Here is a 19291-nt window from a genome sequence, read left to right as displayed (position 1 = left end):
CCGGGTGACTATTTCAAACTGTGTCCTACAGCTGGATTCTAGATGCTTGCAGGGCATTTCCGACGTCACCTGAAGAGAAATTTGGCTGGATTTTACTTTCACAAGTCCCGCCTCTATTGGGCGTAACCGGCAGTCGCGTAAATCCGCCAACACTCAAGGCGCTGTCGCAGTCGAAGATTGGAGATGTGTTGCTGAATTAATCGCCGAGGGCTTTTAGGCTCTGTACGACAACTGCCTGCGCGTCGACCAGGCTGCGTTAAAAACAGGCTCGGAATGCTCATTTAGGGGCCTAAACTCCGCTTCCTCGCCTGTTTTTGCCTTGCCTGATCGCCGCTCGGCGAGTTTTCGTACAGACCCTAGAAGCCCTCGGCGTCATCGCGCTTACTGGCGATAGGACTTGAGGAAGTTGCCGATCCGACCGATAGCCATGTCCAGGTCGTCCACCCGCGGCAAGGTCACGACACGGAAGTGGTCCGGCCATGGCCAGTTGAAGGCCGTGCCCTGAACCACCAGCAGTTTTTCCGAGAGCAGCAGGTCGAGGACGAACTTTTCATCGTTGTGGATCGGGCAGACTTTAGGGTCGATCCGCGGGAACGCGTAGAGCGCGCCCATCGGTTTGACGCAACTGACGCCCGGGATGTCGTTGAGCAGTTCCCAGGTACGGTTGCGCTGTTCCAGCAGGCGCCCTTGCGGCAGCACCAGATCATTGATGCTCTGATAACCGCCCAGTGCGGTCTGGATTGCATGCTGGCTTGGCACGTTGGCGCACAGGCGCATGTTGGCCAGCATATCGATGCCTTCGATGTAGCTTTGGGCGTGATGCTTGGGGCCGGAAATGGCGATCCAGCCGGAGCGGAAACCGGCAACCCGATAGGACTTGGACAAACCGTTGAAGGTCAGGCACAGCAGGTCCGGCGCCAGGGACGCGGTGCAGATGTGCACGGCATCGTCGTACAGAATCTTGTCGTATATCTCGTCGGAGAACACCACCAGATTGTGCTGGCGAGCCAGTTCCAGCATGCCCAGCAGGACTTCTTTGGAGTACACCGCACCGGTCGGGTTGTTCGGGTTGATGATGACCAGAGCCTTGGTGTTCGGGGTGATCTTGGCCTTGATGTCGGCCAGGTCCGGCCACCAGTTGGCTTGCTCGTCGCACAGGTAGTGCACCGGATTACCGCCTGCCAGGCTGACCGCTGCGGTCCACAGCGGATAGTCGGGGGCCGGAACCAGCACTTCGTCGCCGTTGTTGAGCAGGGCCTGCATCGACATCACGATCAGCTCGGAAACGCCATTGCCCAGGTAGATGTCTTCGATGCCGACACCTTCTACCTGTTTCTGCTGGTAATACTGCATGACGGCCTTGCGCGCACTGAACAGGCCTTTGGAGTCGCTGTAGCCCTGGGCAGTCGGCAGGTTGCGGATCACGTCCTGGAGGATTTCATCGGGCGCTTCGAAACCAAAAGGCGCCGGGTTGCCAATGTTCAGCTTGAGGATGCGATGGCCTTCCTCTTCCAGGCGTTTGGCGTGCTTGAGCACTGGGCCGCGAATGTCGTAGCAGACGTTGGCGAGCTTGTTCGATTTGCTGACCTGCATGGCGATGTGTTCCCGAAAATGAACGATCCAGACGCTGTTTGAACTACCGTACTGGGAATCCTGCGTTTTCACACGGGCCTGGCGCCTGGGGTCACCGCACCAAAATCCGTTTGAATGCGGGTAACGCGGCTGCCAGACTGGCGATTAACGAGGCGCAATCATACGTGCCGCCTGATCCGTGGAAAAGGTACAGATCAGGCTTTTTCAGATGCAGAGGTATGACAATGGAAAAGTTGGAAAAAACCCTGGAAGAATGGCGCGCGATGCTCGATCCGGAGCAGTACAACGTTTGTCGTCTGAAGGGCACCGAACGGCCGTTCTCGGGCAAGTACAACGGCACTAAAACCGATGGTGTCTATCACTGCATCTGCTGCAACGAGCCATTGTTCGATTCAACAGCCAAGTTCGATTCAGGCTGTGGCTGGCCGAGCTTCTATGAGCCGATCGGCGAGAGCGCCATGGTCGAGATTCGCGATATCAGCCACGGCATGATTCGTACCGAAGTGGTCTGCGCCAAGTGCGACGCGCACCTGGGGCATGTATTCCCGGATGGCCCGCCACCGACCGGCTTGCGTTATTGCATCAACTCGGTGTGCCTGGACCTGGTGCCGCGCGAATAATGTGAGTCCTGACCTGCGGCAGCTCCTTGTCGGCAGGTTATTGATTTATTAAATTGCACACAATCTAATTGCTCGCTATGTTTAAGCCTTCCTCATCTTCCACCGGAGCATGCGCGATGACCGAGAATCTGCTGAGTATTCCCTGCACTACCATCAAAGGTGAGCAAAAGACCCTGGCCGATTACGCCGGCAAAGCGGTATTGGTGGTCAACACCGCCAGTAAATGCGGCTTTACCCCGCAGTACAAAGGACTGGAGGAGTTGTGGCGGACCTATAAGGATCGAGGCCTGGTGGTGCTCGGTTTTCCGTGCAACCAGTTTGGTAAACAGGAGCCGGGCAACGAAGGGGCGATTTCCGAGTTCTGCGAACTGAACTTCGGTGTAAGTTTTCCACTGTTCAAAAAAATCGACGTCAACGGTAGCGACGCCCATCCGCTGTTCGTTCAGCTGAAAAAACGTGCGCCCGGTCTACTTGGTTCCCAGGGCATCAAGTGGAATTTCACCAAGTTTCTGATCGGCCAGGATGGCAAGCTGGTCAAACGTTTCGGGCCGGCGACCAAACCACAGGACCTGACCCGCGAGATTGAAGCCCTGCTCAAATGAACGATGTGTCAGCCGATTCGCTGCTGCTCGACAGTCAGCTCTGCTTCAAGCTGTACGCCGCGTCCCGAGCAGTGATCCGCGGCTATAAGCCAATGCTCGATCAACTGGGCCTGACGTATCCCCAATATCTGGTGATGCTGGTGCTATGGGAGTGGCAGCACAGTGCGCCCGAGCAGCCAACAGTCAAAGCCCTTGGCGACCGGCTGTCGCTGGATTCCGGGACGCTCACGCCGTTGCTCAAGCGTCTTGAGCAGTTACATCTGGTCCAGCGTCAACGCTCGGCGCGCGATGAGCGGGAAGTGCACTTGAGCCTGTCGTTGGCAGGGGTTGCCCTGCGTGAACAGGTCGGGCCGCTCAAGGCACGCCTGTTGTGCGACAGCGGTGTCGATCTTGAGCACTTGGGCGAATTGCGCGACGGCCTTGATCAACTGCTGGGGCAGATCAGGGCGCTATCGTAGCCGGCACCCACTGCTCAAGCAGGGCAGCCAGTTCCTCGCGACGGAACGGTTTCGCCAGATAATCGCTCATGCCTGCCGCGCGGCAGCGTTCGCGCTCCTCGGGCATGGCGTTGGCGGTCAGGGCAACGATCGGCAGATCCGGCCAGCGCCCGCTGTGACGGATCTGCCGGCTGGCCTCGTAGCCGTCCATCACCGGCATGTTGCAGTCCATCAGCACCATGTCGAATTCCTTGAGTTCCAGCTGGTCGAGCGCTTCGGCGCCGTGGGAGGCGACAACCACCTTGCAGCCCAACTTGCTGAGCATGCCTTTGGCCACGAGCTGATTGACCGGGTTGTCTTCCACCAGCAGGATTCTCGCCCGCCGCTGGGGCATGAGGCTTGACTCTTGAGCATCGGTGACGAGAGCGACTTCGTCGGCCTGTAAAGTGCGTCGTAGTGTCTGGTAGAGCGCGTTGCGGGCCAGTGGGCGTGCTTGTTGTTGCAGGGGGGCGAGGGCAGCCGCTTCTTCACTGGGCATGAAACTGCCATAGGCAGTCACCAGCAGAATCGGCGCGGTCATGCCCGGACGTAATCCGAACAGGCATTCCGGGCAGTCGGTGATCAGCACATCGGGCGATAACCCGATCAAGGAGTCGTCGATGGTGCGCTGCTGGTACTCCAGCCCCCAACCGGGCAACAGATTACCTAACAGTTCGGCCAGGCCGCTGCTGGCGGCGGTGATCGCCAAGACTTTGCCTTGCAGGGACGCGGGAGCAATTGCCGGCGTGTGGGCCGGCAACGGCAGTTCGGCGCAGAACTGGCTGCCGAAACCAGGCTCCGAACTGATGCTGAGACGGCCCTGCATGGCTTCGCACAGATTGAAGGTCAGGGCCAGCCCCAGCCCGGTACCACCGAACTGACGAGAGATGCCGGCACCTGCCTGGGTAAACGGCTGGAAGATTTTGAGCTGATCATCCTGCGCGATGCCGATTCCGGTGTCGCAGACTTCGATTCTGACGCCGTCTTCGTGGGTGCTCAGGCGCACGTCCACCCGTCCAAAACGGGTAAATTTAAGGGCGTTGGAGAGCAGGTTGCTGACAATCTGCCGAACCCGCATCGGGTCGCCGAGTACCAGGGACGGGAACTGCGGATCAATCAGGCATGTCAGCTCGACGCTCGGCGCGGCGTTCTGTGACAGCAGGTTGGCGGTGTCTTCGATCAGTGAGCCGAGGTCGAATGGAATGCGCTCCAGCTCAAGCTGACCAGCGTCGAACTTCGACAGGTCGAGAATATCGTTGAGCAGTTCCACCAGTACTTTGCCGGAGTCGTGGGCAATCGACAGTTGCTGGCGTTGTTCGGCATTCAGCGGGCTGTCCAGCGAGAGGGCGATCATCCCCAGCAAGCCATTGAGCGGCGTACGGATTTCATGGCTCATGTTGGCCAGAAACACAGAGCGTGCCTGGGCCATGTCCAGAGCAGTCTGGCGCGCGATTTCCAATTCTGCGTTCGATACCGTCAATCGGCTATTGATCGCTTTCAGTTCGCCGGTGCGCGCCGAGACGATGTTCTCCAGTTGCCCCAGGTAGTCGGTCAGGCGGTTTTCGGCGTTGCGGCGTTGCTGGATTTCAGTGGTCATGTTTTCGAATTGCTGGTTGGCCACCGTGACCAGGACGCCGATCTCATCGTTTTCGTGTGCTGCCGGACACTCCAGCGGTGGCTGCTCTGAACTGCTTGGGTCACGTGCGCTCAGTTCGCGGATCACCCGCACCAGCGGTTTGGTGAGCATCACGTAGAACAGAGCCAGCAAAATCCCGGTCAGTATCAGGCTACGGGCGAAACCGTTGATCAGAGTGACTTCGGCCCGGCGCAGAAAGCGGCTGCCAAACATGTAGGTGTCAATATCCAGTTGCAAGGTGCCGAGGGACTCATCGGGCAGGTGGTCGAGGAACAGGCGGTCCTTGAACTGTCGATTGGCGCCAAACAGAAAATCGCTGACCACCCGATAGCTACCGTTTTGCGGGTTGGGGCGTTTGACGCTGGCGAGGATCGTATTGTTGTTATCGCTCAGTTGCGCACTGATCACTGCGGGCGAGCGCAGCAGCCCGAGGGTCAGTTCCTGGGCCAGTTCGGCATCGATGTTGTAGGCGATCCGCGAAGCCGGGTTATGGCTGATTTCCAGCAGCGAGTGTATTTCCCGGTTGATGGAGGCGTCTTCGCTGGCATAATCGATGCCTATTTGCACCAGACTGAGCAAGGTTCCCAGAATGAAACCGACCAGCACCGTAAGCCTGGCTTGCTTGTAAGACAGGCGGTTGGTGAACTTGATATCCATGGTGTGATGAACCACTTTCGTTTCCCTTCTGGGCGAAGCATAGCCGATCATCAGTGTATTTCGGCATGACTGGCGGGTAAGCCATTATCGCGATAATCCCGGCATTACGCGCTGCGCTTGGTTTTCTGTCGCCCATCATTACTGTGAACGTGCCTGAGGAGAAGTCGTGGATTCCCGATTGAATGCATTTCTTGAACGCGCCGATGCGGTTCTGGCTCGTATTGAGCCGTTACTGCCCGCGCAACGCACGGCTATCGACTGGACGCAGTGCCTGGCGGCACGCTGGCAGCGCGAGGGTCGCAGCGGATTTCTGTTGCCGCTTGAGGTCAGCCTGGACATGCGTCTGTCCGACCTGATCGGGGTCGACAAACAGTTGGAGCAGTTGGGGCGAAATACCCGGCAGTTTCTCGACGGCATGCCTGCCAACCACGCGCTGCTTTGGGGTTCGCGCGGTACCGGTAAATCGTCGCTGGTGCGAGCCTTGCTGGCCGAGCACGCCAAGGGCGGATTGCGTCTGATCGAGATCGAGCGCGATCACCTGGCGGACCTGCCACGCGTCGTCGAGCAAATCGCCAAGCTGCCTCAGCGCTTTGTGCTGTTTTGCGATGATCTGTCGTTCGAAGCCGGTGAGGGCGATTACCGGGTACTTAAAAGCGTGCTCGATGGGTCGCTGGAACAGGCGCCGGATAACGTACTGCTGTACGCCACCTCCAACCGTCGCCACCTGGTTCCGGAAAAAGAAAGCGATAACGAAAACTGGAAAATGGTCGACGGCGAGCTTCATCCCAACGAGGCGGTTGAAGACAAGATCGCGTTGTCGGATCGATTTGGCCTGTGGCTGTCGTTTTATCCTTTTACTCAGGAGCACTTCCTCAATGTGGTCGAGCATTGGGTGGGAGCGTTGGCGGGCAAGGCCGGCCTCGAGTGGAAACGTGATGAAGAACTCGAGATTCTTGCGGTTCGCTGGGCTACCGGACGCGGTAATCGCAACGGCCGTTGCGCGTATCAATTTGCCCGGTATTGGGTCGGACTGAAGTTGTTGGAGCACAAGGCATGATCGATTTGCAAAAGAGCGGCGCGGGACTTGAGGGCTATGGCCTGCTGTGCGCGCAGTTGGAGTCGTTGCTGGCGGATGAGCGCGACTTTATCGCCAACGCCGCGCAGTTTTCGGCGTTCTTGTTCAATCAGCTCGATGACCTGAACTGGGCCGGGTTTTACCTCAATCGCAACGAGGAACTGGTGCTCGGGCCGTTTCAGGGGCAGATCGCCTGCGTGCGCATTCCGTTTGGTCGTGGTGTTTGCGGCGCAGCGGCGGCAACCCTTCGCACTCAACGGGTTGAAGATGTGCACACGTTCGCCGGGCATATTGCCTGCGACAGTGCCTCGAACAGTGAGCTGGTGGTGCCGCTGGTCAAGGACGGTCGGCTGATTGGTGTGCTGGATCTGGACAGTCCTTTGCTGGCCCGTTTCACCGTTGATGATCAGGCCGGCATTGAGAGGTTGGCGGCTATTTTCCTGCGTTTGACCGAATGCTGATCAAGTCCGTAGCTGCTGCCGAAGGCGGCTGCTACGAGTTGCTTCAGGGCAGGTTTTACACGTTGGCGTGCTGACGGATCTGTCGTTGCAGCGCCTGCTCCAACTCAAGCATGGCGTGCTCTACGTCTTTGCAGCGGGCTTCGAGCTGGTCCGGATAGATGTTCTCATGACATACGCGTTCAAGCGCTTCACAGCCGTCGATAAGCCTTGAGGCCTGAACGATACGGGCTGCACCTTTGATTTTGTGTGCCATATCGATGAAGGCTTGCGACCCGCTTGCAGGCGGTAGTGCGATGAGTTCCTGGCGGTCAAGGCGATTGCTGTTGAGCAGTTCGGCGAGCAAGCGCTGAACCAGTTTTGGATCGCCGCCGGTGAGTAACTGCAAGCCGTCCAGGTTAAAGGCTTGATCGTCAAGGATCGGCTTGAGTGCTTCCAGTCGCTGGCCCAGCGTGGTCAGGCTGATGGGTTTGAACAGGCAATCGTCCATGCCAGCCTGTCGGCATCGATGTTTTTCCTCCGGTTGGGCATTGGCGGTGAAGCCAAGCACCGTACAGGGCGGGCGCTGCTCATCGTGCTCGATCTGGCGGATGGCACGGGTGAGTTCGTAGCCATTCATCAGTGGCATGTTGCAGTCTGCAATCACCAGGTCGAAATGGCCTTCTTTCCATGCCTGGAAACCTGTCTCACCGTTGTTGGCCGTGACGAACCGATGCCCCAGAAAGCCGAGCTGCTGGCACATGAGCAATCGATTCGCGGGATGGTCGTCGACCACCAGCACGTTCAGGGTGATCGAGGCGTTCGCAATGACCGATTGTGGGGTGTCCAGCACCACGGCGTCTGGCAGCGCGTCCATCTGCAATGAAATCCGGACCTGAGTACCGACCCCGGGCGAACTGGTCAGTTGCACGCAACCGCCCATCATTTCGCACAGGTTGCGGCTGATCACCAACCCCAATCCAGCGCCGCTTCTGGCCAAATGCCCGGTGTTATCCGCCTGAGTGAAAGGCTCGAACAAGCGTCGCTGATCGTCTTCGCTGATGCCGATTCCGCTGTCATTGACCCACAACTCCATCTGGAGGCGGTCGGGTTCCGACGCCGGTTGCAGATTGACCTTGATCCTCACCTGGCCGTGCTCGGTGAACTTGATGGCATTGCTGATCAGGTTGGACAGTATCTGTTTGAAGCGCAGGGGGTCTATCAATACATCGGGCTGTTCAGCGCTGGTGGGGAACTCCAGCACCAGATCGAGGTGTTTTTGCCGGGCCAATCCATCGAAGACCCGGACGACCGATTCAATCGTCTCGCCAAGGCTCACCCGCTCAGGCACCAGGCTCAAATGCCCGGACTCGATTCGGGCAATATCGAGTATGTCACCAATCAACTCGAGCATGTCCTTGGCCGAGCTATAGGCCACTTCGATGGCCGGCCGATCCAGGTGGCCCTGATCGGCCCGTTTCAATGTCAGTTCGAGCATGCCGATCACCGCATTCATCGGTGTGCGAATTTCATGACTCATGGTGGCCAGGAAGGTGCTCTTGGCGCGATTGGCCTTGTCCGCCTGTTCCTTGGCTGACCTGAGCTCATCAAAAAGCTGCCGTCGTTCGCTGATATCGATCCAGCCACCTATGATCCCCTGGACCTCACCCGTCGAGTCTCGATAGGGGAGAATCCAGTGATAGATCGTTAACCTTTTCCGGCCAATGTGCAGGGGGCGGTCGAGAATCAACGGGACACCTTCGGCCACCACTCGCTGGTAGTCGGCCAGGTATTCCCTGGCCTCGAACTCGTTGCTCATGGCGCCCTGCATGAGGCTTTTGCCAATCACGTCCTCGCGTTTTGCACAAAAGGCCTCCAGATAACTGTCGTTACAACTTTGCAGCAGTCCTTCACGGTCCCGTACGTAAATGGGGTGAGGCGTACCGTTGACCAGTGTGCGCATGAATTCGAACTGGTCGTTGAGTGCGCGTTCTGCCTTCTGGCGTTGCTTGATCTGCCTGCGCATATGGGCATTCCAGGCCAGCGAAATCAGCAACAAGAGACCGCTGCCAATCACCAGCTGATAGAACAGGCGATGGTAGTTGCGCCAGGTGCTATTGGCGCTGCCCGTGTAGCCGCGCCAACGGCTGTTGATGATTCCCAGCTCGTCCGGCGCAATGCTGAGCAAGGCTTTGTCGAGGATGGAATGCAGTTCTGTAGCGCTGCGCGCGGTTGCCAGTGAAAACGCAGCTTGCTGTGTCCCGACTGTCGCGCTGATTTGCAATGCATCCTCGAACACTTGCGACGAAATGAAGTAGTTGGCAATCACCAGTGAGTTGACTGCGCCCTCGACCTGACCTTTGGCGAGTAACTCCACTGCGCTGAAACTGTCAGGCGTTTCAATCAACTGGATCGTCGGGTAGGTGTGGTGTAGATAGTCGAGGAGCGGATTGCCTTGAGTGATGGCAAGGCTCTTTCCATTCAATTGCTCGAGACTGATTGGGCTGGAGGTGCTCTTTCGGGTCAGTAGCACAAATGAATTTTCCAGGTAGGGACGAGTGAAGCTCAGTTGCGCCTCGCGTTCGGCGCTGGGAATCATCGCGGCAATCAGGTCGGCCTGGTTCCCTCGGACCTGGCTGATCATCTCGCTGTCACTTTGGCTGCGGTGAATCTCGAAGCGTAAACCGGTTCGAAGCCTGATCAGTTCGAGCAAGTCGGCGGTGATCCCCCGAAAGCTCTCGTCGGCGTCAAAGAACGTCAGCGGGGCGAAGGCATCATTGACGACCACGCGAACAACGGGGTGCTGCGCAAGCCAGCGTTCCTCACGGTTGGTCAATTGCAGTTTGTGGTCAGTCAGAAGGATGTCGCTGCCCGCGCTCCAGCGTTTGGCAATGTTTTCCCGCTCGCCCGCGGGCACTTCCTTGAGTACCGCGTTGATGATTGCCAGCAGGTCCGGATTGTCCTTGCTGACCGCGAAGCTGAAGCCATAGGCCTCATGTTTACCGAAGTTGGCCATCCGTACATTTTTCAGATAACCCTTGTTGATCATGAAGTGGGTGGAAATGGTATCGCCAAGGAATACGTCTGCCTGGTCGAAGGCGACGGCATTGATCGCATTCTGATAGGACGGGTAAGCGGTGATGATGGCCTTGGGGTATTGCGCCTTTACCTCTTCCAGCGGCAGATAGTGATAGACCATGCTCAATCGCATGTCGGCAAGACCTTCGGTCAATGATCGGGTTTCGGCGTTCCGGGTGACCAGCACCGGTTGATCTATGGCGTAGGGGGCGGACAGTGCGATGCTGGAGCGTCTTCCTTCAAAGCTATTGGCCGTTCCGAGCAGGTCGACGTCGCCGTTTTCAAGAGCTTCGATGGCGGCCTCTCGTGAGAGGTAACGACGAACCTTGATCGGCAGGCCCAGGGATTGTGCAAGAACGCCTGCGTAATCAGCCGTGAAACCCTCATAGTCGTGACCGCTGATCGTTAAATCGAAAGGAGGGTAGTCGGGTGCGGAGGTCCCCAGGATCAGTTCGCGCTTGTTTTGCAGCCACAGCCGTTGTGATTTATCCAGTTGAACGTCCATGTAACCTGCCGTTGAGCGACTGAGCAGCGTGTAATTTCCGACTCCGCTGTCTGCTCCAGACACCGAGTTACTTAGAAATAAACCTGCGCTCAAATACAATAAATAGTCCTTTAAACACCTGGGCATCCTGTCTCTCACACTAGCGCGTTACGTTTTGCCATCTCGATAAGTTCTACCAGGGATTTGGCCTTGAGTTTTTGCATGAGTCTTTTTTTGTAGGTGCTGACAGTCTTGTTGCTGAGGAACATGCCTTTGGCGATTTCCTTGTTGGTACGACCCTGGGCGAACAGTTGCAGGACCATCAGTTCGCGATCGTTGACGGATTTGAACAAGTCCAGTTCAGCGCAGAGCCCGTCATCCCCGCGAACCGGGTTCAAGGCCTGGCTGGGGAAGTAGTTGTAGCCGGACAGCACGGCTTTGATGGCACTGAGCAATTCGCTGAGATCTTCCTGCTTGCAGACATAACCGGAGGCCCCGGACTGCATGCAGCGGATGGCGAACAGTGTTGGGCTCTGGGCCGTCAACACCAGCGTTTTCAGCGGGGTACTCATGGCATTGAAGCGGGAGAGAACTTCCAGTCCATCGAGTTTAGGGATGCTGATGTCAAGAATGATCAGGTCGGGCATGCATTCGCGAACCATCTGCATTGCATCGACGCCGTTGTCGGCTTCGCCGACTACTTTGTAACCTTCATGTTCCAGCAACATACGAACCGCAAGGCGAATGACGGGGTGATCGTCAACAATAAAAACCGAGTTCATAATCATGTCCCATACGTGCGCAAATAAAGCGAGCACCTTAGCTCAGATAAGTGCGTTGACGCATGAACTGACAGGGCTGTAGGTGCAATATAGGACACGTCCTACATTAAAAGAGGCATCGGACTACGCATGAACTAGGTTTGTGAGGAAGAACGAGAATATTAGCCAGGTATGTAGGCGCCCTTATTCAGGGGCGATATGTGCTTTTACAATGCCTGCCAAATCACTACTTTCTGGTGCGTGGTGGAGCCAAGGGTTTTTTGTTCGTCGTGAGGTGTCCGAAGAGGTTTCATTAATTGTGTTTGTTTATAGGCCGGGACGGGTCAATAAGTTTATAAATTCAGATTGTTTCAGTGGCTTTGCCAAGTAACCCAGTAATGGCAGTCGTTGTTCTTGTGCATTTTTTTTCAAGGTGTCCAGTTCGGTTGAGTCAAGGCTGCTCAGGATGATTGCCTGTTGTATCAGGCCCTGGTGGCTGGCAATACCAATCAAGGCAAGGCCGCAGAGGTCAGGCAGGCACTGATCGCACAGCAGTATTTCGAAGGGACGCCGCACTTGTATCATCGCTTGCAATGCATTTTCGGCGTTATCGACGGCGGTGACCTGAGTAAAGCCGTAACTTTCAAGCAGGTATTGGGTTGCTTTCAGCTGAAAAGGATGATCCTCCACCAGCATGATGCGCAGATCGTAGTTGAACATATAGCTTTCCATGAAGAGGGTCGAACTGCGGTGGGAGTCAGAAACAACGTTGTCGGTTTGATCAGTAGTGTCTTGTTTGCCGTTGCTGGAGTTCTATCAGCTGTAAGGCCCTCGATCCTATTGTTCAGGATAGAGTGATTATTTCGTGTGTATATAGAGCAAACGATCAGTTTACTCTGCACAAGATGTAGGGAGATTCTCTCGGTACTACAAAGTGCTGGGGGATGATCAGTCGTCATGGAATATTCCGGGGCGACTGATCGTTTGGTTTTAGTGGTGGCTGGAGCGTCCGGTCATTTCCAGTGCCATTTCGCTGGCATAGCTGTCAGTCATGCCGGCGATGAAATCGATCATGCGTAAAAACGAGTTATGCAAAGGGCCGTGCGGGTCGGGTGCATTGCTACCCAGCAGATCGAGTATGCGACGGTTCTTGAATGAAGTCGTACGACCGCCGTGCTGCTCCAGTGCCGCCCCACAAAAGCCATTCAGCAGAATTTCCAGCGTGGTGTAAGCACCGATTTCGTGCAGGGTTTTACGCTTGTCCTGGAAGATTTTTTTACGCGCCATGTCTTTGGCATTCAGCACGCAACGCTTGGCGGGGCCGTGCATGTGCTCCACCAGATCGCCGTGAAGGGTTCCGGCCAATAGCGCGTCCTGCTGCTCGACGAATGCCCGTGCCGCCGCATTGGTCAGGTGCTCGATGGCTTTGCCGCGCAGAATCGCCAGTTTGCGGCGACGCGAGTCATCAGGGCCGAGTTGACGGTAGGTTTCCGGAAGATCATCACCGACCAGGCCGAGCAACAGGGACTCCACCTCGGCATATTCCAGAAGCTCCATCTCCAGGCCGTCTTCAAGGTCGATCAAGGCGTAGCAGATGTCGTCGGCGGCTTCCATCAGGTAGACCAGAGGATGTCGGGCCCAGCGCTGTTCCTCGAGTTGAGGCAGGCCCAGTTTCTGCGCAATCTGCTCCAGCAGGGGCAGTTCGCTCTGATAGCAACCGAACTTGTGTTTCTTGTAACCCAGCGAGTCGGCATGGCGCGCGGTCCACGGGTATTTCAGGTAAGTGCCCAGCGTTGCATAAGTCAGCCGTGTGCCGCCGTCAAACTGGTGGTATTCCAGTTGAGTCAGGACCCGGAAGCCCTGGGCGTTGCCCTCGAAGTTGAGAAAATCGTTGCGCTCGACTTCGCTCATGGCGTCCAGCCAGCCTTTGCCCGCGGCTTGCTGGAACCAGTAGCGGATGGCGTCTTCACCCGAGTGGCCAAAGGGTGGATTGCCAATATCGTGGGCCAGGCACGCTGACTGCACCACCATGCCCAGATCGCTAGGCTCACACCAGTCGGGCAGGGCGCTGCGGATGGTTTCACCGACGCGCATACCCAATGAGCGTCCCACACAACTGACTTCCAGAGAGTGGGTCAGGCGCGTGTGGATATGGTCATTGCTGGACACCGGATGGACCTGGGTCTTGCGCCCAAGACGGCGGAAGGCACCAGAGAAAATGACCCGGTCGTGGTCTTTATGGAAGGGGCTGCGACCGAGCTCTTCCGGGCTGTGCAGCGGTTTTCCGAGGCGTTCACGATTAAGCAGGGTATGCCAATCCAAGGCAGGTTCTCCGTCAGGTGGCTGATTTGGGTCTGTTGGTCTACGGGTCTTTGCGCGAGGAGCCTTGCAGCACCAGCTTGATCAGTGGCAACAGGCTGGTGCCTAGCTGGACTAACCGAGTGACACTGCTGATGCCACCGCCCTTGGCACCCTTTGCGGTGAGGAAGCCCAGCAAGGTTACGGCGGCGATGCCCCAGAGTGGCGCGTGCTTGATGCCCAGCCCCTCCTGAAAACTGTGCGTCATCCCACGTACGCGTTGCAAGGGCTCCAGCAAGTGCCGGGATTCGTGGCGAATTTCCTGGCGATGCATTTCCATGCGCAAGCGTATCAATGCCTTGCGCATCTCTTGTCGGGAACTGTTTTTGGGTATTTCAGGCAGATTCATGGCAGCAGGCGCTCCCTGTCGTTCGCCAGCTCTTCAAGGGTGGCGTTGAAAGGCGATGATTCGTCAAAGATTGCCGCTTTCAAACGCATGCCACAGAAGAGTGCCGCGAGCGCATAGAAGACGCACAGACCGATGATCGCCGCCAGGCGATAAGTGTCCCACAGCAGAATCAACACCAGCGCCGAGAGCCCGATCAACAGCAGTAAAGCGAAAACCAGTGCCAGGCCTGCGAACAGCAACAGGCTTACGGTGCGGGCTTTTTGCTCCTGCAATTCGATGCCGAACAACTCGACATGGCTGTGCAGCAACCCGAGAAAAGCGGCACCCAAGCGTCGCGATGAAGACCCAGTACCTGTTTCGGACGAGCCGGATTCACCAATAGCCATATCAGCGCCGTGTCGTCAGCAGGCCAATCAAAAAGCCTACGCCGGCCGCGATACCAACCGCTTGCCAAGGGTTGGCCTGAACATAGTCTTCCGTGGCGGTGACAGCTGCCTGGCCGCGTTGGCGCAAGGAATCTTCGGTCAGTTGCAGGGTTTCGCGAGCCCGCTGCAGGCTTTCGCGAATCTGGTTCCGTAGCTCATCGGCTTGATCTCCGGCCAGTGTCGCCGTGTGTTCCAGCAACCGTTCAGTGTCGCTGACCAATGTCTGAAAATCTTCCATCAGGATTTCTTGAGCAGTCTTTGCCGTTTTTCTGACCATGATGATCTCCATTATTGGTGTGTGAAATGTTCGAGTATGAGCCTTGTTCGAAGGTTCAGTGCAAATGCCTGGTACAGCTTTTGCTATGTCGTGGTGCGTCAGCCAGTGCTGTTGTACTGAAACTGGGCGTGCTTCGCGAAAACCTTAACCTAAATAATAGAAACTCGCGCAAACACCCGAGCAACGATCAACCTCAATGAGTTTTTTGCGCCAAAACGGTTCGCCGGAAAAAGGATGAATGCCAAGTCTGGTGTCAACTTGGTGCGTAAATTGGCTCGGCGAACCGCTTTGGTGCTTTTGCGACTTTAAGGTCTGCCAACTCCATGGAAAATTTGCAAAGTGCTGTGGACAGCCTGGTCCATAGCTCCAATACGCTGTTCATTCTGATCGGCGCTGTCATGGTTCTGGCCATGCACGCCGGTTTCGCTTTTCTGGAAGTCGGCACGGTTCGGCAAAAAAACCAGGTCAACGCGCTATCGAAAATCCTCAGTGACTTTGCCATTTCAACACTGGCCTACTTCTTTATAGGCTACTGGATTTCCTACGGTGTCACTTTCATGCAACCGGCCGCGGTGATCAGTGCTGATCATGGCTATGGGCTGGTGAAGTTTTTCTTTCTGCTGACCTTTGCCGCTGCCATTCCGGCGATCATTTCCGGGGGGATTGCCGAGCGCGCCCGATTCGTTCCGCAGTTGTGCGCGACGGCGTTGATCGTGGCGTTCATTTATCCGTTTTTTGAAGGCATGGTCTGGAACGGAAACTTTGGTCTGCAGGCCTGGTTGTTGGCGCGCTTCGGTGCCGGCTTCCATGATTTCGCAGGTTCTGTGGTGGTGCACGCCATGGGCGGTTGGCTGGCGTTGGCGGCGGTATTGCTGCTCGGTCCGCGCAATGGCCGATATCGCGACGGACGTCTGGTGGCGTTTGCTCCGTCGAGCATTCCGTTTCTGGCATTGGGTTCGTGGATTCTCATCGTCGGATGGTTCGGCTTTAACGTGATGAGCGCACAAACCCTGCAAGGCGTCAGTGGTCTGGTGGCAGTCAACTCGTTGATGGCGATGGTCGGTGGCACGGTGGCGGCGTTGATTGTCGGCCGTAACGACCCGGGGTTCCTGCACAACGGTCCACTGGCCGGGCTGGTGGCGATCTGTGCTGGCTCCGACCTGATGCATCCGGTTGGTGCGCTGGTGACCGGAGCCATTGCCGGGGCCTTGTTTGTCTGGTGTTTCATCGCGGCGCAAAGCCAATGGAAGATCGACGATGTGCTCGGCGTTTGGCCGTTGCATGGTCTTTGTGGCGTTTGGGGCGGGATTGCCTGCGGGATTTTTGGTCAGAGCGCCTTGGGCGGGCTCGGTGGAGTCAGCCTGATCAGCCAGTTGGTCGGCACTGCACTCGGGGTGGTCGTGGCACTGATCGGAGGCTTTGCGGTATATGGCACGATCAAGCTGTTGCATGGGCTGCGCCTGAGCCAGGAAGAGGAGTATTACGGGGCGGATCTGTCGATCCACAAGATCGGTGCAGTCAGCCAGGATTGATTGTCTGCAGCTAATCGGCCGGGCTCGCGCAGGATATTTTCCGGTTCTGCGCGAGCAACACGACCATGCCTCATTACCCCGCCAACAGCCGTGCTTCACAGGCCTCGATGGCAGACAAGGTGCCTGACATCAACACCCGGTCGCCCGCCAGCAATCGGGTGGCCTCCTCAACTGCCAAATCAGCGCCATTGCGCTGTATGGCTTGCAGGTCCACCCCCAACTCCTCGAGTGCCAGCTCATTCAAGGGCCGGCCGCATGCATGGGCATCCATTGTCAGGTTGATGGCATACATCAATATTTTCGGCTGCCCACGACTGTCCAGCAGGTTGCTCTGCGACCCGTGATAGAAACCGTGCAGCAGGCGATAGCGCCCATGTCGCACTTCGTCGACACGCTCCTGGACTTGCGGATGGGGCAAGCCCAGCATCAGCAGCGCGTGGGAAGCGAGCATCAGACTCGATTCCAGCAGTTCCGGGACAACCTCGTTGGCTCCGGCCGCCTTCAGTTCGGCCAACTGGCTGTCGTCACGGGTTCGAACCAGTATCGGGACCTGCGCGTTTACCCGTCGGGCTGCCTTGAGCACGGTCATGGCGATATCGGTCTTGTCCACGGCGATCACCAACAGTCGTGCGCGTTCAAGTCCTACGGCACCCAGCAGTTCCACACGACGGGAATCGCCATAGTGCACACAGCTTTCACCTGCCGCGGCTTGATGAACACGAACCGGGTCATCGTCCAGTGCAACGAAGGGTTGACCTTCGCGGCGCAGAAAACGCCCGATGGACTGACCCACCCGGCCGTAGCCGCAAATCACTACATGCCCGTGCAGCTCGGCGTTCAATGCAGCGATCTGATCGAGTTGCGCTTCCTTATCGGGTTTGCGATGCAAGCGTGCGGCAATGCCCGGTGCTGCGCGCAGCAACAGTGGCGTCAGCAGCATCGAGCAGAATGTTGCGGCCAGTAACAGACCGCTGAGCTCGGCCGGCATCAGTTTGTTCTGTTGCATCTGTGCCATCAGCGCGAAGCAGAATTCACCGCCTTGCGCCAATGCCAGGCCGCTGCGCCAGGCGGTCTCGCCGTCGCTGCCGCGCCATTTGACCAGTGCCGCAACCACGCTGCCCTTGATCAGCAGCAACCCCAGTGTCAGGCCGAGAATCAACAGGCCATGGCTGGCGAACAGTTGCAGGTCGATCAGCATGCCGATACTGACGAAAAACAGCCCGAGCAGAATGTCACGGAACGGCCGAATATCAGCTTCGATCTGATGCCGGTAATGGCTTTCACCCAGCAACATGCCGGCAAGGAAGGCACCGAGGGCAGGGGAGAGTCCGAGCAGATGGGTCAGCCACGCTGTCAGCAATACGATGACCAGGGCCAGCAGGACAAACAGTTCGGCGGAGTGCGAGGCGGCGACTTCATGGAACAGTCGTGGCAATAGCCAGCGACTGGTCAGCAACAGACCGACAAACAACAGCAGGGTTTTGCCCAGTGTGCTCGGCAGCGCCCAATACCAGCTTTGATCGCTGCTGCCGGCGAACACCGGGACCAGCGTCAGCAACAGCACTGCAACTACATCCTGAAACAACAGTACGCCAATCGCATTCTGGCCGTGACGGCTGAAGATCTCGCCGAGGCTGCTCAACTCCTTGCTGACAATCGCCGTGGACGATAGCGCCAGACCGGCGCCGAGCAACATGGCCGGGGTGGCGGGCATGCCGAGCAACATCAGCAAGCCGCCCAGCAGCACCCCCGAGCACAGCACTTGCAGGCTGCCGAGACCAAATACCACGCGCCGCAGCGCAAGCATTTTCGACAGGGAAAACTCCAGCCCCAGGGAGAACAGCAGAAAGACCACGCCCAACTCGGCGAGATCAGGTAGATCCTGATTGTCATTCACCCAGCCGAATGCGCCGGGCCCAACCAGCAGTCCGACGCACAGGTAGCCCAGCACGGGAGGCAGCTGAAGACGGCGAAACAGTGCAATCACCACTAATGACGAGGCGAGGATGATCAACAAATTGGCAAACACGACATGCTCCGTTTCGATGCCGGGACATACCCAGCGTAGAGGCAAAAAAGCCGCGAGCATCGCGCAGTTGGAGCCGAGGCCGAATGATTTACATCAGGGTTTTACCGGGCAGCTAAAATTGACTGTTGTCACTGGGGTCCCGTTGCTCGACGACTTTTCATCCCGGGCCTAGAATAGTCACCCAATCCTCGTTGGTCTGTTTGTCATGACTCCTGAATGCCAGTTGTTCGGCACCCTTGGTTGCCATCTCTGTGAACTCGCAGAAGCAGAGCTGATGCCGATGGTCGAGCATGGGTTGTTGGTGGAACTGGTCGACATTGCCGACAGTGAGGCGTTGTTTGAAGCCTACGGTTTACGCATTCCGGTGCTGCGCCGTGTTGATACAGGGGCCGAGTTGGGTTGGCCCTTCGACGCCGAACAGGTCGTGGCATTCCTGCGCTAAACCCCTTCTCGTTTTCAGCGACAGCCGTTCCGCCTGTCGTGCTCCTCAGGTAATACGTTGGCGTAACCCCGATTATTCGTTTACTGTATGTACATACAGTAATTCGCGTTAGAGGGAAGTGCATGGTCAATGTCGAACAATTGAAAGCCAGCGTGAATCGCATGTCGGCTGATGTGGTCCATGAGGCGGTGCTGGAACTGCGCCTGGATGGCCTGGTTACGGAAGGGAAAACGCCATTCAACAAATTGCACTTCAACACCTGCTTCGCTGAAATCGAAGCCTTGTTTCAGCGCGCGGGTTACCACCGTCAACTGGATGTCGTGGGCTATCAAGGGTTGATGTATGCGCTTTATGATCCTGGCCGTTGGGAGGCTGTCGATGTACTGCGCTGGCTGAAGGAGTTTACCGAAGCGGCGGCGCAGCGAGAGTCGCTGACCGCATGATAATCATGAGGGCGACA

18 protein-coding genes are annotated in these 19291 nt (G+C 57.1%); 8 read left to right on the top strand and 10 right to left on the bottom strand.

Annotated features, from left to right (window positions below; genetic code table 11):
- Positions 1-381 precede the first annotated feature (381 nt).
- Positions 382-1593: a pyridoxal phosphate-dependent aminotransferase gene (locus tag AC1DIG_RS25890; protein ID WP_054596362.1), complete on the bottom strand. Its 1212-nt coding sequence runs from the start codon at positions 1591-1593 to the stop codon at positions 382-384.
- A gap of 224 nt (positions 1594-1817) precedes the next feature.
- Between AC1DIG_RS25890 and msrB the strand changes: the two genes are divergently transcribed.
- The 3 genes from msrB (at position 1818) to AC1DIG_RS25875 (ending at position 3273) form a co-directional block, all read left to right on the top strand.
- Positions 1818-2213, top strand: a complete 396-nt coding sequence (gene msrB, locus AC1DIG_RS25885; protein WP_477769586.1) for a peptide-methionine (R)-S-oxide reductase MsrB — start codon at positions 1818-1820, stop codon at positions 2211-2213.
- Positions 2214-2329: 116 nt separating this feature from the next.
- Positions 2330-2815, top strand: coding sequence for a glutathione peroxidase (locus tag AC1DIG_RS25880; RefSeq protein ID WP_477769585.1), 486 nt, complete (start codon positions 2330-2332; stop codon positions 2813-2815).
- A complete protein-coding gene (locus tag AC1DIG_RS25875; protein WP_477769584.1) occupies positions 2812-3273 on the top strand; it encodes a MarR family winged helix-turn-helix transcriptional regulator in 462 nt (153 codons plus the stop codon). The genes AC1DIG_RS25880 and AC1DIG_RS25875 overlap by 4 nt, the downstream gene beginning before the upstream one ends.
- Here the strand turns inward: AC1DIG_RS25875 and AC1DIG_RS25870 are convergent.
- Entirely contained in the window at positions 3257-5584 is a 2328-nt protein-coding gene (locus tag AC1DIG_RS25870; RefSeq protein ID WP_477769583.1) for a hybrid sensor histidine kinase/response regulator, read from the bottom strand. The genes AC1DIG_RS25875 and AC1DIG_RS25870 overlap by 17 nt on opposite strands.
- A gap of 166 nt (positions 5585-5750) precedes the next feature.
- Here AC1DIG_RS25870 and AC1DIG_RS25865 point away from each other — a divergent pair, with 166 nt between their 5' ends.
- Complete coding sequence (locus tag AC1DIG_RS25865) at positions 5751-6641, top strand: ATP-binding protein (RefSeq protein WP_123584065.1); 891 nt, start codon at positions 5751-5753, stop codon at positions 6639-6641.
- A complete protein-coding gene (locus tag AC1DIG_RS25860) occupies positions 6638-7120 on the top strand; it encodes a GAF domain-containing protein (protein ID WP_477769582.1) in 483 nt (160 codons plus the stop codon). The genes AC1DIG_RS25865 and AC1DIG_RS25860 overlap by 4 nt, the downstream gene beginning before the upstream one ends.
- A gap of 55 nt (positions 7121-7175) precedes the next feature.
- Here the strand turns inward: AC1DIG_RS25860 and AC1DIG_RS25855 are convergent, their stop codons facing one another.
- From AC1DIG_RS25855 to AC1DIG_RS25825, 7 genes are all read right to left on the bottom strand, one after another.
- Entirely contained in the window at positions 7176-10805 is a 3630-nt protein-coding gene (locus AC1DIG_RS25855; RefSeq protein WP_477769581.1) for a transporter substrate-binding domain-containing protein, read from the bottom strand.
- 8 nt (positions 10806-10813) lie between these two features.
- Positions 10814-11440 carry a response regulator transcription factor gene (locus AC1DIG_RS25850; protein ID WP_145017053.1) on the bottom strand — a complete coding sequence of 209 codons (627 nt, stop codon included), beginning with the start codon at positions 11438-11440 and terminating at the stop codon, positions 10814-10816.
- Positions 11441-11746: 306 nt separating this feature from the next.
- Positions 11747-12139, bottom strand: a complete 393-nt coding sequence (locus AC1DIG_RS25845) for a response regulator (protein WP_477769580.1) — start codon at positions 12137-12139, stop codon at positions 11747-11749.
- Positions 12140-12409: 270 nt separating this feature from the next.
- Positions 12410-13741: a deoxyguanosinetriphosphate triphosphohydrolase gene (locus AC1DIG_RS25840; protein ID WP_477769579.1), complete on the bottom strand. Its 1332-nt coding sequence runs from the start codon at positions 13739-13741 to the stop codon at positions 12410-12412.
- A 40-nt stretch (positions 13742-13781) separates the two neighbouring features.
- Positions 13782-14126 carry a hypothetical protein gene (locus tag AC1DIG_RS25835; RefSeq protein WP_477769578.1) on the bottom strand — a complete coding sequence of 115 codons (345 nt, stop codon included), beginning with the start codon at positions 14124-14126 and terminating at the stop codon, positions 13782-13784.
- Positions 14123-14512 (bottom strand): phage holin family protein, encoded by a 390-nt coding sequence (locus AC1DIG_RS25830; RefSeq protein ID WP_477769577.1) that lies wholly within the window; start codon positions 14510-14512, stop codon positions 14123-14125. The genes AC1DIG_RS25835 and AC1DIG_RS25830 overlap by 4 nt, the downstream gene beginning before the upstream one ends.
- A gap of 1 nt (position 14513) precedes the next feature.
- Complete coding sequence (locus AC1DIG_RS25825) at positions 14514-14828, bottom strand: ElaB/YgaM/YqjD family protein (RefSeq protein ID WP_477769576.1); 315 nt, start codon at positions 14826-14828, stop codon at positions 14514-14516.
- A gap of 323 nt (positions 14829-15151) precedes the next feature.
- Between AC1DIG_RS25825 and AC1DIG_RS25820 the strand changes: the two genes are divergently transcribed.
- Positions 15152-16360 (top strand): ammonium transporter, encoded by a 1209-nt coding sequence (locus tag AC1DIG_RS25820; protein WP_477769575.1) that lies wholly within the window; start codon positions 15152-15154, stop codon positions 16358-16360.
- Positions 16361-16433: 73 nt separating this feature from the next.
- Here AC1DIG_RS25820 and AC1DIG_RS25815 read toward each other — a convergent pair whose 3' ends face one another.
- Positions 16434-18389, bottom strand: coding sequence for a monovalent cation:proton antiporter-2 (CPA2) family protein (locus AC1DIG_RS25815; protein ID WP_477769574.1), 1956 nt, complete (start codon positions 18387-18389; stop codon positions 16434-16436).
- A gap of 205 nt (positions 18390-18594) precedes the next feature.
- Here AC1DIG_RS25815 and AC1DIG_RS25810 point away from each other — a divergent pair, with 205 nt between their 5' ends.
- Both AC1DIG_RS25810 and AC1DIG_RS25805 read left to right on the top strand, forming a co-directional pair.
- Positions 18595-18831 (top strand): glutaredoxin family protein, encoded by a 237-nt coding sequence (locus AC1DIG_RS25810; protein WP_477769573.1) that lies wholly within the window; start codon positions 18595-18597, stop codon positions 18829-18831.
- A 122-nt stretch (positions 18832-18953) separates the two neighbouring features.
- Entirely contained in the window at positions 18954-19274 is a 321-nt protein-coding gene (locus AC1DIG_RS25805; protein ID WP_477769572.1) for a transcriptional regulator, read from the top strand.
- The last annotated feature ends 17 nt before the right edge of the window (positions 19275-19291 follow it).

This window comes from Pseudomonas sp. 05N431, assembly GCF_056397005.1.
The sequence above is the reverse complement of the archived record's forward strand: the minus strand, read 5'-3'. Positions and strand labels throughout refer to the sequence as shown.

Coding starts and splice junctions, on each gene's coding strand:
- AC1DIG_RS25890 (WP_054596362.1), bottom strand. CDS start 1,593: ATGCAGGTCAGCAAATCGAACAAGCTCGCCAACGTCTGCTACGACATT.
- msrB (WP_477769586.1), top strand. CDS start 1,818: ATGGAAAAGTTGGAAAAAACCCTGGAAGAATGGCGCGCGATGCTCGAT.
- AC1DIG_RS25880 (WP_477769585.1), top strand. CDS start 2,330: ATGACCGAGAATCTGCTGAGTATTCCCTGCACTACCATCAAAGGTGAG.
- AC1DIG_RS25875 (WP_477769584.1), top strand. CDS start 2,812: ATGAACGATGTGTCAGCCGATTCGCTGCTGCTCGACAGTCAGCTCTGC.
- AC1DIG_RS25870 (WP_477769583.1), bottom strand. CDS start 5,584: ATGGATATCAAGTTCACCAACCGCCTGTCTTACAAGCAAGCCAGGCTT.
- AC1DIG_RS25860 (WP_477769582.1), top strand. CDS start 6,638: ATGATCGATTTGCAAAAGAGCGGCGCGGGACTTGAGGGCTATGGCCTG.
- AC1DIG_RS25855 (WP_477769581.1), bottom strand. CDS start 10,805: ATGCCCAGGTGTTTAAAGGACTATTTATTGTATTTGAGCGCAGGTTTA.
- AC1DIG_RS25850 (WP_145017053.1), bottom strand. CDS start 11,440: ATGAACTCGGTTTTTATTGTTGACGATCACCCCGTCATTCGCCTTGCG.
- AC1DIG_RS25845 (WP_477769580.1), bottom strand. CDS start 12,139: ATGTTCAACTACGATCTGCGCATCATGCTGGTGGAGGATCATCCTTTT.
- AC1DIG_RS25835 (WP_477769578.1), bottom strand. CDS start 14,126: ATGAATCTGCCTGAAATACCCAAAAACAGTTCCCGACAAGAGATGCGC.
- AC1DIG_RS25830 (WP_477769577.1), bottom strand. CDS start 14,512: ATGGCTATTGGTGAATCCGGCTCGTCCGAAACAGGTACTGGGTCTTCA.
- AC1DIG_RS25825 (WP_477769576.1), bottom strand. CDS start 14,828: ATGGTCAGAAAAACGGCAAAGACTGCTCAAGAAATCCTGATGGAAGAT.
- AC1DIG_RS25820 (WP_477769575.1), top strand. CDS start 15,152: ATGGAAAATTTGCAAAGTGCTGTGGACAGCCTGGTCCATAGCTCCAAT.
- AC1DIG_RS25810 (WP_477769573.1), top strand. CDS start 18,595: ATGACTCCTGAATGCCAGTTGTTCGGCACCCTTGGTTGCCATCTCTGT.
- AC1DIG_RS25805 (WP_477769572.1), top strand. CDS start 18,954: ATGGTCAATGTCGAACAATTGAAAGCCAGCGTGAATCGCATGTCGGCT.